Raw genomic sequence first — 16,183 nt, 5'->3', positions numbered from 1 at the left:
AAGTCTAGCATTTCTATATTTTTAACCGATGCTGCTACCAGCACAGGCTTTACCACATATTAGTTGCAATAATTTTAGACCATTTCTCACAACTTTCTTCTTTAATTCCGCTCCCATTAATTCATCATTTATAATGAAAAGAAGTAAAAAAATTTTCAAAATATTTTATCTCTGTCTCCATATTCCGCAATAAATCGACAAGAGTTTTTATCGCAATAAACTCTTGTACCTTCACATTTAACTTTTTTGACCTTTGTGACAAAATATTTTCAAACTCAGTAGCCATATTTTCTTGTATTCTAGAATATGTATTTATTGCTTTCATATCACTCTTCTTTACATAGCATTCAAATTAATTTACTAATCATTTTCAAATTCTAATCTATTATGAATATAATATTTATTATTATATATTTCTTCTTACTTGCTTTCAATCGGTAAATATTTCCATAATTATCAAAAAATAATTTTTAAATTTATATTTCCCAACACGCAAAAAAACCTTGAATCATCCCATTTTCATAGGAAATTCAAGGTTTTTCATTGATTTACATGATAAAATTACGGTTCAAATTCTTATGCGAACTGTAAGATTATGCGTTCATCTGTTTTGCCAACTTTTATTTACTGTTTTCTCAAATGCCCATTTTATAAGGCTTTCTACGCTTTCCTCAATTCTGCTCTTCCATTTTACCCAATTTCCCTTTGGGTAGAAACTTTTCATTCCCGTTGAAAGCAAATTTCTCTTATTTTGCTATGTTGGGTACTCTTTTATGCACACTGGGTAGAGTTTTTATTTTTCTGAACTTTCTGTTTTTCACTCACGCTACCAAACTTTGCTATTTCTTCTTCAAATTTTGTTTCTGTCACATGAGTATATATGTCAATCGTTGTACTGTAATGCTGATGTCCCATTAGCATTTGCACTACTTTAGCGTCCATTCCTTTTTCAAAGCACCTGCTACAAAATGTATGTCGGATTGCATGAGGATAAAGGTCTTTAAATTCTATCGGCTCTCTGTTTTCCTTTACCGCTTCTATTGCTTCTTGAAAATTGATTGCTTTTACTACTTTCTTAATTTCTTTTTCTGCTACATTCCGAATAACTGGACTTCCTAAAGAAGTGGTAAACACCAAGTTATCAAATTCTCCACTTGAACGCCAACGATTTCCATAGGCTTTTTTCTGCCTGTTCTGTTTTTCTTTTTGAGATAACAGAATTTCTTCTGTTTCTGCCATAAACGGAATACTTCTGTATGAATTATGTGTTTTAGGCTTTGTTAGTCGCATAGTCTTTACTCCATTTTCATATTGACAGGATAAAGACCTTTGAATGTTAATACATTTCTTATTCCAGTCTATATCTTCCCATTTCAGACCACCGACTTCCCCAATTCGCATACCCGTCAGAAACATAATGTAAAACATCTCTTTATACCAGTTATGCTCTACTTCCTGCAAAAACCTTGTTTGCTCTGCCATTGATAAGAAACGTCTTTCTGCTGTTTTATTTTCCCAAGGTACATTGATTTCAAAACATGGATTGATGTCTATAATACGATTATTCTTTGCAGACTCCAAACACTCCCGAACTCTGCCTAAAGCATCTCGCATACTGGAAGACGCTCTCCCCTGCTTATTCATATCGTTAATGACACGTTGAATATCCAAGTTCCGTATATCTGTCACTTTCATATTCCCTATTGCTTTTCCAAATGTATTATAATATTTGCTACGCATAGGAAACACGCTTGTTTCCTTGATATTAGGAATTTTATAATTTGCAAACCATTCCTCAAACCATTCATTCAGCGTTATTTTCTGACGTTTCATATCAATATTATTTCTTGCTTCTTCTTTTGCCTTTTCAAACAATATTTTTAATTTCTTCAAATCAACATCATACAAGTTAATGTCTATTCCGTTTATCTTTGCTCTTGCTTCGTATCTACCGTCCTTTCTTTGACGTAAACCTGTTCCTAATTCTTTTCCTTTTAAATCTTTACCCATAATCTCTACCCTTTCTATCAATCAAATATTTTGATAAATAAAAAGGGAACTTCTGTGATTTTAACCATATACTACTATAAGTTCGCCTCCTTTTCAATCAGAACTTCAATAACTTTTTGCTTGTTGCTCTAGCCATGTGTCTAATAATCTTCTGTTCGCATACCACCGATACCCAATCTTCATGGAAAACGGACAGTTTCTACTTTTCAAGAGTTCTCTTGTCTTTGTTTCTCCAAGTCCAAGATACTCACTTACTTCCTTTAAATTTAATAATGCTTTTTCTATACGATTATCCCCTTTCCTCTAATCTTCTTGCTTTTATGTAATCATCATACAACTGTTTCTGTGTGATATTCATTTCTCCATTTGCTACAAGATTACCGATATAATCCCTTTTCTCTATCTTTCCAACCTCTGCAAACAGTTTCAAAGACGGAGCAACATACTTTTCTAACCATTCCCACACCTTTTGTAAACTTTTCTTCTGTGGTTGCATGGTAAGTTTAACCTTACCTATATCTTTCATCAGTTCCGCCCACGCTTGATAGGTTGGGTAAAGCCTTTTTCGTGTTGTCATGCTGTCTGTCGGCTTTTCTAAAAATCGTATTTTGCTGTTCAATACTTCCATTGCCAGTCCTGCCACATCTCTATATCTCAATAATTCCTGTACTACGCTAACTGCCATTTCCTGCCGAAATCTCAACTCATATCTATTCCAATTTTCATCTAATTCTGTTCCATACTTTTTATTCTGTTCATATCCCTTTTCATAAAATACCAATCTCAAATTACTGGCTGAACTGCCGAGATAAAGACTGCCACCTTTACTCTGAAACACTTCCTCTTTCAGTTCTCCCGAATCGTGAAAATCTATATCCCTTAGTTTTGTGGAAAGCAATCCCTCTTTTGTCCGTATAATCAAATCGGGAATACTCAAATACGGTTTTCTATCATCTATCGCTAAATCAATCCGAGGAAAATTGATGTGATACTGACAAACTCTGTTTAAGAAATCAAACCATGTTTCCTCATTGAGTTGTAAAAAATTCTCATAGTTACGACAGCCTTTCCCACTCATTAAGATCTGAAAGCCTTGATACTGTGCATTTCCTGTCGGCTTTAGCACCTTGATATTATCGAAGATTGCCACAACCTCATGTCCTGCAATCCCTTTTTCATAGCCTGTTACCGTCATAAGTTCCAAAGGTATTCTCAACACATCTTCTATGACTGCTTCTAACGGAACTTCCTTAATGGTTATCTGACACCAATCTATCAAGGCACTTAATTCTTCTTTCTGCCGTATTACTCCCCTGTTAGTGTAGGGGAGTTCTGGAAGAAAACTTCCGCTTCTTTCTTCCAAATTTATCAAACCTCCTTATCTGCAATGGCGTTGCCATTGCCCTGCCCTCAACCTGCCGTTTGGTACGTCAGAACGAGGACAGGAACTTTGACCGCCTACATATTTTTATTTGGAACAGGGCGGATACCCTTACAGGTAATCTTCTCCACTAATACAGGAAAGTTTCCTCTCTGCACATAAGGGGCATAAACTGGTTCTCCCAGTTCCACCACAGCATAAGGCTCAATCTTCGGAAGTTCCGTTGCTTCCAAGCGAATATCCACGCTGTTCCCAAGCTTCATACTTCCAAGATGAAGTTTTAAGGCTTCCACTTCCTCTGTTTTCTTCTTACTGTCTTTATCATAGCGGTAACAGTTATCCGCACCCATGAAACGAAGTTCTCCAAATGCTTCTTTTACCTGTTCTTTTGTCAATGTAATCTGCATACACGTTCCTTTCTCCCCGTTGAACCGATAGGTCAGTTTCTCATATTTTCAATTTCTTATTACGACGTCGTTTGTGGTTCAGTTATTTCTGAACTTAATTGTATATTAGCACAGACATATTTGTTTTGCAATAGGAAGTTTAGTTTTTTATAAACTTTTTATTTTCTTTTTTCTGAACTTGTGGTATAGTGTCCTTAGACGATAAGATATGAAAAGTTATAACGAGATATGGAAAGAGAGGGTTTTCAGATGAATACAATCGCAGAACGGATTAAATTTGCCATGAAAGCAAAAAATAAAAAACAAGTAGATATAGTCAAAGATACAGGTATCAGCAAAGGGGCGTTTAGTTCCTATCTTTCGGGACAATACAACCCCAAAGCCGATAAAATGGAACTGATCGCCGACTCCTTAGATGTAGATTTGCGTTGGCTTTACGGACAAAATGTGCCTATGGAACATACAAGTCAAAACGATAACGCCCTGCAATATGTCTTTTATAACAACTCCTGCTCTGAGTATCTTCTTGATGATTTAGATGATATATATATCGCCATGATGACACAATATGCCGCCCTCATTCCACGCTTTTATGTCCTTGTCAATCGTGCTGGAAATGCAATGCACATACTGCCACTATTTTTGAAAGAGGATAGTTCCCAATTCTATGAATGCCCGTCTGATTTCTTTTATTCCGACAGGCATACAATTTTTACAAGAGATTTTGAAAGCATTCACATGGTATTAACAACCGCCACGATTTACTATTATGGAATTGATACAGCAACCTATGAACCGAAAGTTACCATGCTCTCCTACTCACAGACTGACGACTGCTTTCATATCGACAACGGAATACAAGACGGTCACATAAAAGCATTTGAAAAGGAACTGGAGAAAGAAGCACTTTACTTAAAGCATAACGCCCAGTAACAGACAAGAGGACTTGCAAGGTTTCCGACCTTTCAAGTCCTCTGCTGTATCATGGTGCTGTTGGCTGTGTCCGTTCCGTCAAGGACTGCCCTACGGCGTATCGGCTACGCCTTGTTCCTTGACCTCACTACATTTTCTCTTTTTCTTGACACAACAAAAGCCTGCACGAATTTTCTTCAATCCGACAGGCTCTCATTCTTTCACATACTCTATCAGTTCTTCTATTCCACACTCCAAGTAACTGCACAGTTTACAGATTAGTTGTGCGTCTAATCTCTGAAATTCATTTCTGCAATAACGATTAAAATTAGACCTCGGTATATCCAATTCCTTACAAATGGTATTCTTACTAATTCCTTTTTCTTTCAGCAGTTCCTCTATGTGAAGTTCCAAATGTCCATACTTCATTGCCTCACCTCTACATAAAAGTATATTCAATAAATCTTTATGTAGTAATTCACTATATAGTGAGGTACTATATACTTATCCCTATAACTATACAGAAACAGAGGTATATCAAAATGAAAAAGAAATTGTTATTTGCCACTATTATTCTAGTCTTGCTTGCAGGCATTCTCTATTACATTAGCTTGCCCGATTATCTTGTATTTAACAGTATGTCATTCAGCAATGGGGCTAATCGTGATACCGAACTACAAGTTATTGTATATCAATACTGGAATACAGATGAAGTAATAGCGGAAATCGAAGCAGAACATAATCAAATCAACGGAACTCCTACTATTCTTACAATCAATCTGTATCACTCTAAATGGTCTTTTCGCAATGGATATGAACCATTTTATAGTACCACTATCAATTATAATTAAAAAGAAAAAGCAGACAGTCAATAAAAAAACTGTCTGCAATAATATGGAATTTACCCCTTTAACCCTCTCGCCTGTCTATCCATATCTTCAATAACAATATCATAGATTTCTCCGATTTGAGAACAATATTCTAACACTTTCCATGGCTCATTTGTATGAAAATGAATTTTAATCAATTCTTCATCTCCAACCGCCAATAAGCAATCTCCTTTAAAATTATTTGTGAAATATTCATTTATTTTATCTTCATCAAGATTTTCGCCTTCAATCAAAAGTTGAGTATCATATCTAAATTCTAACATCCTATTATCCTCCAAATTCACATTTTTCAATTTTACAAACTGAAGTTTATCAGATTGTGTACTTCATAGGGGTAAACCTAATCCCGTCTATTTCTTGCTCGTCTGATTGTGGCTTAAATCCGATATGAAGATAAAATGGCTTACCGTATGGTGACGAATTTAAAGTAATCTCGTGCAACTTTGGAGCATCTTTCAAAATATCTGCTAAAAGATACTGAAAAATTGAAGTAGCTACACCTTGACGATGATATTCTTTCTTTGTGAATGCTAAGTTGATATGCTTCCTGTTTGAATACATACCGATAATTCCAATCATTTTACCCTTGTCAAACGCCGCATATATAGGGCAGATACCTTGTTGACATTTTGAAATAAATTCATCATTTTCAACTATATCTCGCTTGAATGTTTCAATTCCCTCCGGTTTATAGTCCGGTGCTTCAAATTGTAAAAACACTTCTAATGCTAAAGCAAGGGCTTCCATTACTTCATTGCTATGTATTTTTCGTATTTCATACATATCTCCACCTCAAATTCTAATTTGTTTATTTCTCTTATTCTAGCATATTCCCCAATCTTTAACATTATTTTTTTAAAAAATTTGAGGGCATATTGCAAAATGCAATACACCCTCAACACTCACAGCGTTCCCTTTCTATTTTTAAACAACAAGTAAATTCCTCGTTAAGAGGTTGGGTAAATTTCTTTACCCAATACCCTACCCAATCTGTACCCAAAATAGCACGATATTTTGTGAGATTTTACAGTAGTTCATAACACTTGTCAAAATAGGCAGAAACCGCTTAAATACGCTATTTAATTTGCTTTTTACCAGTCTTGCGATTGATAAATTAGTTTCCCATCTGAGCTGCAACTTCAGCTGCGAAGTCTTCGTTCTTCTTCTCAAGACCTTCACCTGTCTCGAAACGAACGAATCTCTTAACTGTCATGTTAGCTCCGTTCTCTTTTGCTACCTTCTCTACGTATTTAGCTACTGTAAGGTCGCTGTCCTGAACGTATACCTGGTCTAACAGACAGATCTCTTTCATCTCTTTGTTGAGACGTCCGATAATCATCTTCTCGATGATGTTATCTGGTTTGTTAGGATTCTCCTGTTTAGCCTGAGCAAGAAGAATCTCTTTTTCATGCTCTAAGAAAGAAGCATCAACTTCATCACGTGAAGTATATTTTGGAGACATAGCTGCAACCTGCATAGCTACGTTCTTCAGACAAGCTTTGATCTCGTCGTTAACAACATCTGTATCAGCCTCTACGAGAACACCGATACGTCCGCCTCCATGGATGTAATCTACTACACAGCCGTCTGTAACGATTTTCTCAAATCTTCTGATGCTCAGTTTTTCTCCAATTACAGAGATTTTTTCATTTAATGCATCCTGAACTGTCTTAGAAGCATCTTCGTTCCAAGCCTCAGCCATGAATCCTTCCATATCTGTTGATTCAGAAGCGATTGCCTGATTAACAACAGCTTTAACGAATCCCTGGAATTCAGCATTCTTAGCAACGAAGTCTGTCTCTGAGTTAACTTCTACGATAGCTGCTGTCTTGTCTTCTTTAACATCAGCCATAACAATACCTTCTGCTGCGATACGTCCGGCTTTTTTAACAGCCTTAGCTTCTCCGTTCTTTCTTAAGAACTCGATAGCTGCATCCATATCACCATCTGTTTCATTAAGAGCTTTCTTGCAGTCCATCATTCCTGCACCAGTCATCTCTCTTAATTCTTTTACCATCTTAGCTGTAACTGCCATGATCTTATCCTCCAATTATGTTTTTTAAGAATCTTATTCTTCTACTGCTGCTTCTTCAGCTTCTTCAACATACTCTTCTTCGCCTGCAACACCCTGGTTAGCTTCTACTACAGCGTCAGCCATCTTAGAAACGATCAGTTTTACAGCACGGATAGCATCGTCGTTTCCAGGAATTACATAATCAAGTTCTTCTGGATCACAGTTAGTATCAGCGATACCGATAAGTGGAATTCCAAGTGTGTGTGCTTCCTGAACACAGATTCTTTCCTTTTTAGGATCTACTACGAAAATAGCGTCTGGAAGTGTCTTCATGTCTTTGATTCCGCCAAGGTTCTTCTCAAGTTTATCCCATTCTTTCTTTAACTGGATAACTTCTTTCTTAGGCAGTACATCAAATGTTCCGTCTTCTGACATTCTCTCGATGTTTTTCAGACGAGCGATTCTGCTCTTGATTGTCTTGAAGTTTGTAAGCATTCCTCCAAGCCATCTTTCATTTACATAGTACATTCCGCAACGTTCAGCTTCTACTTTGATAGCATCCTGAGCCTGTTTCTTAGTACCTACAAAAAGGATTGATCCGCCTTCTGCAGCGATATCAGCTACTGCCTGGTAAGCTTCATCTACTTTACCTACAGATTTCTGAAGGTCAATGATGTAGATACCATTTCTCTCTGTGTAGATATAAGGAGCCATCTTAGGGTTCCATCTTCTTGTCTGATGTCCAAAGTGAACACCTGCTTCTAAAAGTTGCTTCATTGAAATAACGCTCATGTTTCTTTCCTCCATTGGTTTTTTACTTCCGCATATGTTGTTATACGTCCCCGAAACCGTCCTGTTACCAGGCTTTGGCACCATCGGGACAAGCCTATGCGTGATTTTTTGCGACTTTTTAATATTACCATAAAGGTTGTCTGTTTGCAAGGATTTTCCTTTTATTTTTCTGCAAACTTTAGCATAAAAAATAAAAAACCGAAACCAGTTACCTGATTCCGGTTTTTATTTTATTTACTTTTCATTATCTACGCACATAGATCATACCAGACTGTACCGGTCCGACTTTTACAACATCTCCTGTGTGCGGAGCATGAATCATCTGACCATTTCCGATATAAATACCACAATGTGTTGCTGTTGTTACAACATCACCAGGCTGTGGGTTGCTTACCCTTGTCCATCCCATAAATGTAAGAGTTGTACCAAGACGTGTATAGCTTCCTGTCAGACAGTAGCTTACGAATCCTGAACAGTCAAAACTGCTCGGTCCGCATGCACTCCATACATAAGGTTTTCCAAGCTGGCTGTATGCTCTGCTTACGATCGTGCCACCATTTGCATTCGATCCGCTTGTTGTATTGCTGCTTGTATTATTACCTGACGGCTTTGTTGTACTACTGCTTGTATTATTACCTGATGGTCTCGTTGTATTACTTGTGTTATTTTTGTTGCTCGTTGTATTGTTGCTTGTTGTAGAATTATGTCTGTTAGATGAAGTACTGTTATTAGCTGCAGATGCCTGCTGCTTCTTTGCAGCCTCTTTTGCAGCCTTTTCTGCTGCTTCTTTTGCCGCTCTCTCCGCTGCTTCCTTTGCTGCCGCTTCTGCTGCTGCCTGAATCTCTGAATCAAGATTTGCAACTTCTGCTGATTTGGAAGTAATGAGGTTATTCAGGTTATCACCCTGCTTCTCATATTCAGCCTGCTTGCTTTCCAGTTCTTTCTGATCTTTTTCAAGACTGTCCTTCAAATCTGAAATCTGCTGCTTTGTCTCTACATATTCCTGTAACTGTTTTCTGTCATAACTATGTACATTCTGAACATACTCTGCTTTGCTCAAGAGATCTGTAAAATCATCCGATGTGACCAATGTTTCAAACGCTGAATCATTACCGGCTTCGTACATATATTTAATACGCTTCTTCATTGCTGCATACTGTTCTTTTTCTTTCTTCTGCGCAACTACCAGATCACTCTGTGCTTTTGTAATATCCTCACCTGTCTGGATCAATTCACTTTCCAGTGTATTAACCTTTCCCATCAATGTTGTAAGCTGTGACTGTAACGAACTGACTTCATTCTGTTTTGATGCTTTTTCCTTCTTCAAATCATCGACAGACGGTGCTGCCAGAACCGGTGTTACAATCATTGAACTTGTCACCACTGCTGTGATCAATCTGATTCCGTGTTTATTCATACTCACTCTTCTTTCTTATTTGTTTTAATTATTTTCCCCTCGTCATGAGAACAATCTCTCACATCTGTTCCCTATTATAGCGCACACAAATACAAATTGCAACATTTTTTAATATTTTTGTAACATTTAGCAGGCCGGAACATATGATTCCGGCCTGTTTCTTCTTATTATAAATTGTACTCGCAGATTATTCAAGAATTTTTCATCTTTATCTTATTTTCCAGTTCTGTTCAGACACATAATCGTTTACTGCACATACATATTCGTATATCCCATCAGACTGATATCCACTTCTCTTGCCGCTTCACGGCCCTCACGGATTGCCCATACAACCAGCGATTGTCCTCTGTGCATATCTCCTGCCGTAAATACATTTTTCACATTCGTGTCATATTTTCCCGGCGCGGTTTTCACATTCGTACGTTCATTTACTTCCACACCAAATGCTTTCGTGACATAGTCCTGACTTCCAAGGAATCCGGCTGCGATTAATACAAGATCTACATCTACTGTATATTCACTTCCGGCTACTTCCGTCATCATCATACGTCCTGTCTTTTCATTTTTCTTAGGCTCTAATTTTACCAGAACTGCCTTGCAGACTTTTCCATTTTTGTCTTTTTTGAATTCTTTTACTGTTGTCTGGTAGACTCTCGGGTCATGTCCGAAGACAGCGGCAGCTTCCTGCTGTCCGTAGTCCGTCTTGCAGACTCTCGGCCATTCCGGCCAAGGGTTCATCTCGGTACGTTCATCCGGAGCTTTCGGCATCATCTCAAGCTGCAGCACACTCTTGGCTCCGTGTCTCATGGATGTTCCCACGCAGTCATTTCCGGTGTCTCCGCCACCGATGACCATAACATTTTTCCCTTTTGCGGAAATGTATGTACCGTCTTTCAGGTTTAGATCATAGGTTCCGTCTGCATTCTGTTTTGCATTTTTCCAGAGTGCTTTTGTGGTTGATTTCAGGAAATCCACTGCAAAATAGATTCCTTCGGCTTCTCTTCCCGGAACTTTTATATCTCTTGGGTTGGATGCACCGCAGCAAAGAACCACACGATCAAATTCTTTTAATAATGTAGCCGCTTTCTTATCTTTTCCGATATTACATCCGATCACGAACCGGATTCCTTCTTCTTCCATAATCGCAATCTTCCGGTCAATGAACTGCTTTTCCAGTTTCATATTCGGGATGCCGTAACGGAGAAGTCCACCGATCTTATCCTCTCTTTCAAAGACCGTCACACTGTGACCTCTTCTGTTCAGCATATCGGCCGCCGCAAGTCCGGATGGCCCCGATCCTACAATCGCTACCTTCTTTCCGGTTCTTACTTTCACCGGTTTTGCCGTTGCGTAACCTTTTTTATATGCATTTTCAATAATGCTGTATTCATTCGCCTTACTTGAAACTGCCTCTCCGTTCAGTCCACATGTACATGCCGCCTCACAAAGTGCCGGGCAGACTCTGGATGTAAATTCCGGAAAGTTATTCGTCTTTTTCAGTCTGTAATATGCCTCTTCCCAGTTCTCGTGAAAGATCAGATCATTCCACTCCGGTACAAGGTTATGAAGCGGGCAGCCACTTGCCATTCCCATCAGCATCTGACCGGACTGGCAGAACGGTACGCCGCACGCCATACATCTGGCTCCCTGCAGTTCCTGTTCTTCTTTTGACAGAGGTGTATGAAACTCTTTAAAATGCTTAATTCGTTCTTTTGGATCTTCAGCCGGCTTATCCTGTCTGTCATAATCCATAAATCCTGTTGCTTTTCCCACTGTTCTTCCCCCCTATCTTCCTTCTTTGATCGCATAAAATGCTTCTGTCTTTGCCTGTTCACTGCTCATGCCCTGTTCTTCCATCTGAAGAATCGTTGTCAGCATCCGCTCATAATCGATTGGAATGATCTTCTTGAATTTTGGAAGGTATTCTGTAAAGTTATCCAGGATCTTCTTACCAAGTTCGGAATTGGTATTGGCAACATGTTCTTCGATCATGCTCTTTAATTCTCCGACATCCATCTTGGTTGTCACATGTTCGATATGGACCATCTCTTTATTGACTCTTGTATAGAGATCATTTTCCATATCCAGTACATAAGCGACACCGCCGCTCATGCCGGCTGCGAAGTTTTTACCTGTTCCACCAAGAACAGCTACACGCCCGCCTGTCATATATTCACATCCGTGATCTCCGACACCTTCCACAACAGCTGTTGCGCCGGAGTTACGCACTGCAAATCGTTCTCCTGCCACACCGTTGATGAATACCTTACCACTTGTCGCACCGTAGAGTGCAACGTTACCGATGATGATATTCTCTTCGGCTTTATAACGGATTCCTTTCGGCGGATATACGACAAGTTTACCACCTGACAATCCTTTACCGAAGTAGTCATTACTGTCACCTGTAAGTTCCAGTGTCAGTCCCTTTGGAATGAATGCACCAAATGACTGTCCGCCGGCACCTTTACAATGTACTACATAACTGTCTTCATCCAGACCTTCCGGATATCTTCTTGTAATCTCTGAACCAAAGATCGTTCCGAATGTACGGTTTGTATTTGTTACATCTATTTCAATGCTTCTCTTCTGTTTCTTTTCTACAGCAGGAAGAAGTTCTTTTACCAGAACTTTTTCATCCAGTGTCTTTTCAAGTTCAAAGTCAAAGACTTTCTTCGGATTGAAGGTCATCGGTGTCTTTGTGCCTTCATAAGGATTATCCAGAATCTGCTCCAGATTCAGTGTGGATGCACGTTCTGATGTTGGCACATCCTTCACCTTCAGAAGATCTGTTCTTCCTACCAGTTCATCCAGTGTACGGACACCGAATTTTGCCATATATTCACGAAGTTCCTGTGCGATAAAGCGCATGAAGTTCACAACATATTCCGGTTTTCCGCGGAAACGCTTTCTAAGTTCCGGATTCTGTGTTGCAACTCCGACCGGGCAGGTATCCAGATTACATACACGCATCATTACACATCCCATTGTTACCAGCGGTGCGGTAGCAAATCCGAATTCTTCTGCTCCAAGGATGGCTGCGATCGCCACGTCACGGCCGCTCATCAGCTTACCGTCTGTCTCGATGCGGACTCTTTCTCTCAAACCATTCTGGATCAGCGTCTGATGTGTCTCGGCAAGTCCAAGCTCCCATGGAAGTCCGGCATTGTGAATCGAACTTCTTGGTGCCGCACCGGTTCCTCCGTCATATCCGGAGATCAGTATCAGTCCGGCTCCTGCTTTGGCAACACCGGCTGCTACAGTACCAACGCCGGCTTCTGATACCAGTTTCACCGTAATCCTTGCATCTTTATTCGCATTCTTGCAGTCATAAATGAGCTGTGCAAGGTCCTCGATGGAATAGATATCATGATGTGGCGGTGGCGAAATCAGACTGACTCCCGGTGTAGAATGACGGGTCTTGGCAATCCATGGATATACCTTTCCTCCCGGCAGATGTCCGCCTTCTCCTGGTTTCGCTCCCTGTGCCATCTTGATCTGGATTTCCTGTGCACTTACCAGATATCTGGAAGTTACACCGAATCGTCCGGAAGCGACCTGCTTGATTGCGGAACAGCGGTTGGTATCCAGTCGTTCAATTTCTTCTCCCCCTTCACCACTGTTGGATTTACCATGTAACTGGTTCATCGCGATTGCCAGTGTCTCATGTGCTTCTTTGGAAATAGAACCGTAAGACATGGCCCCTGTCTTGAAGCGTTTTACGATCTCATCTACACTTTCTACTTCTTCAATCGGAATGCCTTTCTTCGGATAATTAAATTCCAGCTGTCCACGTATATTAATATGTTCTCCCTCTGCATTAACCATATCCGTATACTGTTTGAACATATCATAATCACCACGTCTTGTAGATTCCTGAAGCATATGGATCGTCTGTGGATTATAGAGATGTCTCTCTCCACCACTCTTTAACTTATGCTGTCCGACGCTGTTCAGTGTCATATCAACTTCCAGTCCAAGCGGGTCAAATGCCTGAGAATGGCGTGCGATATAATCCGCCGCAATTTCTTCGATTCCGATGCCGCCGATACGACTGACCGTGTCCGTAAAATACTTGTCAATGAATTCCTGTTTCAGTCCGATTGCCTCAAAAATCTTAGCTCCCTGATAAGACTGGATTGTAGAAATACCCATCTTGGATGCAATCTTTATAATTCCTCCCAGCACTGCATTGTTATAATCATCAACTGCCGCATAATAGTCTTTCTGAAGCATATCGGTATCAATAAGCTGTTTGATGGATTCATGTGCAAGATACGGGTTGATCGCACATGCACCATAACCGATCAGTGTCGCAAAATGATGTACTTCTCTTGGTTCTCCCGTCTCCAGAACAATTCCCACAGACGTACGTTTCTTCGTACGTACCAGATGCTGCTGCAATCCGGAAAGTACCAGAAGTGACGGCATTGCCACATGATATTCATCCACTCCTCTATCTGAAAGGATCAGGATGTTAGCCCCTTCGCGGATAGCTCTGTCAACTTCGATGAACAGATAATCAATTGCTTTTTCAAGGCTTGAATTCTTATAATAGATTGTCGGGATCTCTGCAACCTTGAATCCGTCTTCTTTCATATTTTTAATCTTCAGAAGGTCTGTCTCTGTAAGGATCGGGTTGTTGACCTTCAACATCTTACAGTTCTCTGCTTTTTCTTCCAAAAGGTTACCATCTTCGCCAATATAAACCGTTGTGGATGTAACGACCTTCTCACGGATGGCATCGATCGGAGGGTTGGTTACCTGTGCAAAACGCTGTTTGAAATATCCGAACAGATTCTGATGCATATCTGATAATACCGCAAGCGGTGCATCGATACCCATAGCAGCCGTTCCTTCCGCACCATTCTTCGCCATATTCAGGATGGATGTCTTTACTTCTTCATAAGAATATCCAAATGCTTTCTGAAGTCTTCTGCATTCTTCTGCCGTATAAGAAGGAACTTTCTGATTCGGGATCTTCAGATCTTTTAACTCGATCAGATTGTTGTCCAGCCATTCACCATATGGCTGTCTGCTTGCGTAAGTCTCTTTCAGTTCTTCGTCATCAATGACTTTTCCTTTTTTGATATCAACCAGAAGCATCTTGCCAGGATGCAATCTTTCTTTTACTACAATTTTCTCCGGTGGAATATCTAAAACACCAACCTCTGAGGAAAGGATCAGTGTATCGTCATCCGTAATATAATATCTGGATGGGCGCAACCCGTTTCTGTCAAGTACGGCTCCCATGCAGTCACCGTCACTGAACAGAATGGACGCAGGTCCGTCCCATGGTTCCATCATGGTTGCATAATACTGATAGAAATCTTTCTTTTTCTGGGAAAGGTTTCTGTTGTTCGCCCATGGTTCCGGAATTGCGATCATTACTGCAAGCGGAAGATCCATGCCACTCATAACCATGAACTCAATTGCATTGTCAAGCATTGCTGAATCGGAACCGCTGGTATTAACTGCCGGAAGTACTTCGTGAAGTTTTCCTTTCATACACTCAGATTCCATATTCTCTTCTCTGGCACGCATCTTGTCCGTGTTGCCACGGATGGTATTGATCTCACCGTTATGTACAATGAAACGGTTCGGATGTGCTCTCTCCCAGCTTGGATTCGTGTTCGTACTGAATCTGGAATGAACCAGTGCGATCGCAGAGTCATAATCAGGATCCTGCAGATCCGGGAAGAACAGACGAAGCTGATCTACCAGGAACATTCCTTTATAAGCGATAGTACGGCTGGAAAGGGATGCCACATATGTATCATCTGCACTCTGCTCAAATACACGTCTTACAATGTAAAGCTTACGGTCAAAATCAATACCCTGTTCTACTTTCTTTGGCCTTTCAATAAATCCCTGCATAATGCACGGCATACATTCAACTGCTCTGCTTCCAAGTACATCTGCCTTTACCGGAACTTCTCTCCATCCAAGGAAATTCATTCCTTCGTTTTTGACGATGACTTCAAAAATCTTCTTTGCCTGATTCTTTTTTAATTCGTCCTGCGGGAAGAAGAACATTCCCACTCCGTAATCTCTTTCAGAACCTAAAAAGATGCCGAGAGGTTTACAGACTTTAGAGAAGAATCTGTGAGAAACTTGTAATAAGATTCCAACTCCATCACCTGTCTTACCTTCGGCATCCTTGCCAGCTCTATGTTCAAGATTTTCAACGATTTTCAATGCGTTTGCCACTGTATCGTGACTTTTCTGTCCTTTGATATTAACGATCGCACCGATTCCACAATTATCATGTTCGAATTCGGAACGATACAGTCCATGATGCTGGACTACATTTCCTTCTTTCATACACCTGTTCCTTTCTTTTGTTTTTTCCTACTATATCAC

At 39.9% G+C, this 16,183-nt stretch carries 15 protein-coding genes; 3 read left to right on the top strand and 12 right to left on the bottom strand.

Features of this window, described 5'->3' with window-relative positions:
- Positions 1–771 precede the first annotated feature (771 nt).
- The 4 genes from NQ508_RS05655 to NQ508_RS05640 all read right to left on the bottom strand — a co-directional run bounded on the left by NQ508_RS05655 (position 772) and on the right by NQ508_RS05640 (position 3,798).
- Positions 772–2,010, bottom strand: a complete 1,239-nt coding sequence (locus NQ508_RS05655) for a tyrosine-type recombinase/integrase (protein WP_005330087.1) — start codon at positions 2,008–2,010, stop codon at positions 772–774.
- A 105-nt stretch (positions 2,011–2,115) separates the two neighbouring features.
- Positions 2,116–2,295, bottom strand: coding sequence for a helix-turn-helix domain-containing protein (locus tag NQ508_RS14245; RefSeq protein WP_080543107.1), 180 nt, complete (start codon positions 2,293–2,295; stop codon positions 2,116–2,118).
- A 4-nt stretch (positions 2,296–2,299) separates the two neighbouring features.
- Entirely contained in the window at positions 2,300–3,382 is a 1,083-nt protein-coding gene (locus tag NQ508_RS05645) for a replication initiation factor domain-containing protein (protein ID WP_044919239.1), read from the bottom strand.
- An 86-nt stretch (positions 3,383–3,468) separates the two neighbouring features.
- The gene (locus NQ508_RS05640) at positions 3,469–3,798 is read right to left on the bottom strand and encodes a hypothetical protein (protein WP_004614003.1); all 330 of its coding nucleotides are present in this window, start codon (positions 3,796–3,798) and stop codon (positions 3,469–3,471) included.
- Between the two features lie 249 nt (positions 3,799–4,047).
- Between NQ508_RS05640 and NQ508_RS05635 the strand changes: the two genes are divergently transcribed.
- The gene (locus tag NQ508_RS05635) at positions 4,048–4,731 is read left to right on the top strand and encodes a helix-turn-helix domain-containing protein (protein ID WP_015554186.1); all 684 of its coding nucleotides are present in this window, start codon (positions 4,048–4,050) and stop codon (positions 4,729–4,731) included.
- Positions 4,732–4,923: 192 nt separating this feature from the next.
- On the opposite strand, the gene NQ508_RS05630 is transcribed toward NQ508_RS05635, so the two are convergent.
- Complete coding sequence (locus NQ508_RS05630; RefSeq protein WP_005335690.1) at positions 4,924–5,139, bottom strand: helix-turn-helix domain-containing protein; 216 nt, start codon at positions 5,137–5,139, stop codon at positions 4,924–4,926.
- Between the two features lie 113 nt (positions 5,140–5,252).
- On the opposite strand from NQ508_RS05630, the gene NQ508_RS05625 reads away from it, so the two are divergent.
- Positions 5,253–5,561 carry a hypothetical protein gene (locus NQ508_RS05625; RefSeq protein WP_006426016.1) on the top strand — a complete coding sequence of 103 codons (309 nt, stop codon included), beginning with the start codon at positions 5,253–5,255 and terminating at the stop codon, positions 5,559–5,561.
- Between the two features lie 50 nt (positions 5,562–5,611).
- Here the strand turns inward: NQ508_RS05625 and NQ508_RS05620 are convergent, their stop codons facing one another.
- Positions 5,612–5,863: a hypothetical protein gene (locus NQ508_RS05620; RefSeq protein WP_005335687.1), complete on the bottom strand. Its 252-nt coding sequence runs from the start codon at positions 5,861–5,863 to the stop codon at positions 5,612–5,614.
- Between the two features lie 49 nt (positions 5,864–5,912).
- Positions 5,913–6,383, bottom strand: a complete 471-nt coding sequence (locus NQ508_RS05615; RefSeq protein ID WP_015554185.1) for a GNAT family N-acetyltransferase — start codon at positions 6,381–6,383, stop codon at positions 5,913–5,915.
- A 92-nt stretch (positions 6,384–6,475) separates the two neighbouring features.
- Between NQ508_RS05615 and NQ508_RS14380 the strand changes: the two genes are divergently transcribed.
- Complete coding sequence (locus NQ508_RS14380; RefSeq protein ID WP_154253351.1) at positions 6,476–6,640, top strand: group II intron maturase-specific domain-containing protein; 165 nt, start codon at positions 6,476–6,478, stop codon at positions 6,638–6,640.
- Positions 6,641–6,714: 74 nt separating this feature from the next.
- Here NQ508_RS14380 and tsf read toward each other — a convergent pair whose 3' ends face one another.
- The 5 genes from tsf to gltB form a co-directional block, all read right to left on the bottom strand.
- Positions 6,715–7,635: a translation elongation factor Ts gene (tsf, locus tag NQ508_RS05610; RefSeq protein WP_006426018.1), complete on the bottom strand. Its 921-nt coding sequence runs from the start codon at positions 7,633–7,635 to the stop codon at positions 6,715–6,717.
- 33 nt (positions 7,636–7,668) lie between these two features.
- Positions 7,669–8,406 carry a 30S ribosomal protein S2 gene (rpsB, locus tag NQ508_RS05605; protein ID WP_022415428.1) on the bottom strand — a complete coding sequence of 246 codons (738 nt, stop codon included), beginning with the start codon at positions 8,404–8,406 and terminating at the stop codon, positions 7,669–7,671.
- A 244-nt stretch (positions 8,407–8,650) separates the two neighbouring features.
- Complete coding sequence (locus tag NQ508_RS05600; protein ID WP_044919243.1) at positions 8,651–9,823, bottom strand: coiled-coil domain-containing protein; 1,173 nt, start codon at positions 9,821–9,823, stop codon at positions 8,651–8,653.
- Between the two features lie 246 nt (positions 9,824–10,069).
- The gene (locus tag NQ508_RS05595) at positions 10,070–11,596 is read right to left on the bottom strand and encodes a glutamate synthase subunit beta (RefSeq protein WP_044919245.1); all 1,527 of its coding nucleotides are present in this window, start codon (positions 11,594–11,596) and stop codon (positions 10,070–10,072) included.
- Positions 11,597–11,608: 12 nt separating this feature from the next.
- A complete protein-coding gene (gene gltB, locus NQ508_RS05590) occupies positions 11,609–16,144 on the bottom strand; it encodes a glutamate synthase large subunit (RefSeq protein WP_006426022.1) in 4,536 nt (1,511 codons plus the stop codon).
- Between the last annotated feature and the right edge of the window lie 39 nt (positions 16,145–16,183).

The organism is Dorea longicatena, from assembly GCF_025150085.1.
GTDB lineage: Bacteria > Bacillota > Clostridia > Lachnospirales > Lachnospiraceae > Dorea_A > Dorea_A longicatena.
Note: the sequence above shows the minus strand (reverse complement) of the source record. Positions and strands in the feature narration are given on the sequence as shown.

Bases quoted from the DNA above. Each gene is read 5' to 3' on its own strand.
- NQ508_RS05655 (WP_005330087.1), bottom strand. From the start codon at position 2,010: ATGGGTAAAGATTTAAAAGGAAAAGAATTAGGAACAGGTTTACGTCAA.
- NQ508_RS05640 (WP_004614003.1), bottom strand. From the start codon at position 3,798: ATGCAGATTACATTGACAAAAGAACAGGTAAAAGAAGCATTTGGAGAA.
- NQ508_RS05635 (WP_015554186.1), top strand. From the start codon at position 4,048: ATGAATACAATCGCAGAACGGATTAAATTTGCCATGAAAGCAAAAAAT.
- NQ508_RS05630 (WP_005335690.1), bottom strand. From the start codon at position 5,139: ATGAAGTATGGACATTTGGAACTTCACATAGAGGAACTGCTGAAAGAA.
- NQ508_RS05625 (WP_006426016.1), top strand. From the start codon at position 5,253: ATGAAAAAGAAATTGTTATTTGCCACTATTATTCTAGTCTTGCTTGCA.
- NQ508_RS05620 (WP_005335687.1), bottom strand. From the start codon at position 5,863: ATGTTAGAATTTAGATATGATACTCAACTTTTGATTGAAGGCGAAAAT.
- NQ508_RS05615 (WP_015554185.1), bottom strand. From the start codon at position 6,383: ATGTATGAAATACGAAAAATACATAGCAATGAAGTAATGGAAGCCCTT.
- tsf (WP_006426018.1), bottom strand. From the start codon at position 7,635: ATGGCAGTTACAGCTAAGATGGTAAAAGAATTAAGAGAGATGACTGGT.
- rpsB (WP_022415428.1), bottom strand. From the start codon at position 8,406: ATGAGCGTTATTTCAATGAAGCAACTTTTAGAAGCAGGTGTTCACTTT.
- NQ508_RS05600 (WP_044919243.1), bottom strand. From the start codon at position 9,823: ATGAATAAACACGGAATCAGATTGATCACAGCAGTGGTGACAAGTTCA.
- gltB (WP_006426022.1), bottom strand. From the start codon at position 16,144: ATGAAAGAAGGAAATGTAGTCCAGCATCATGGACTGTATCGTTCCGAA.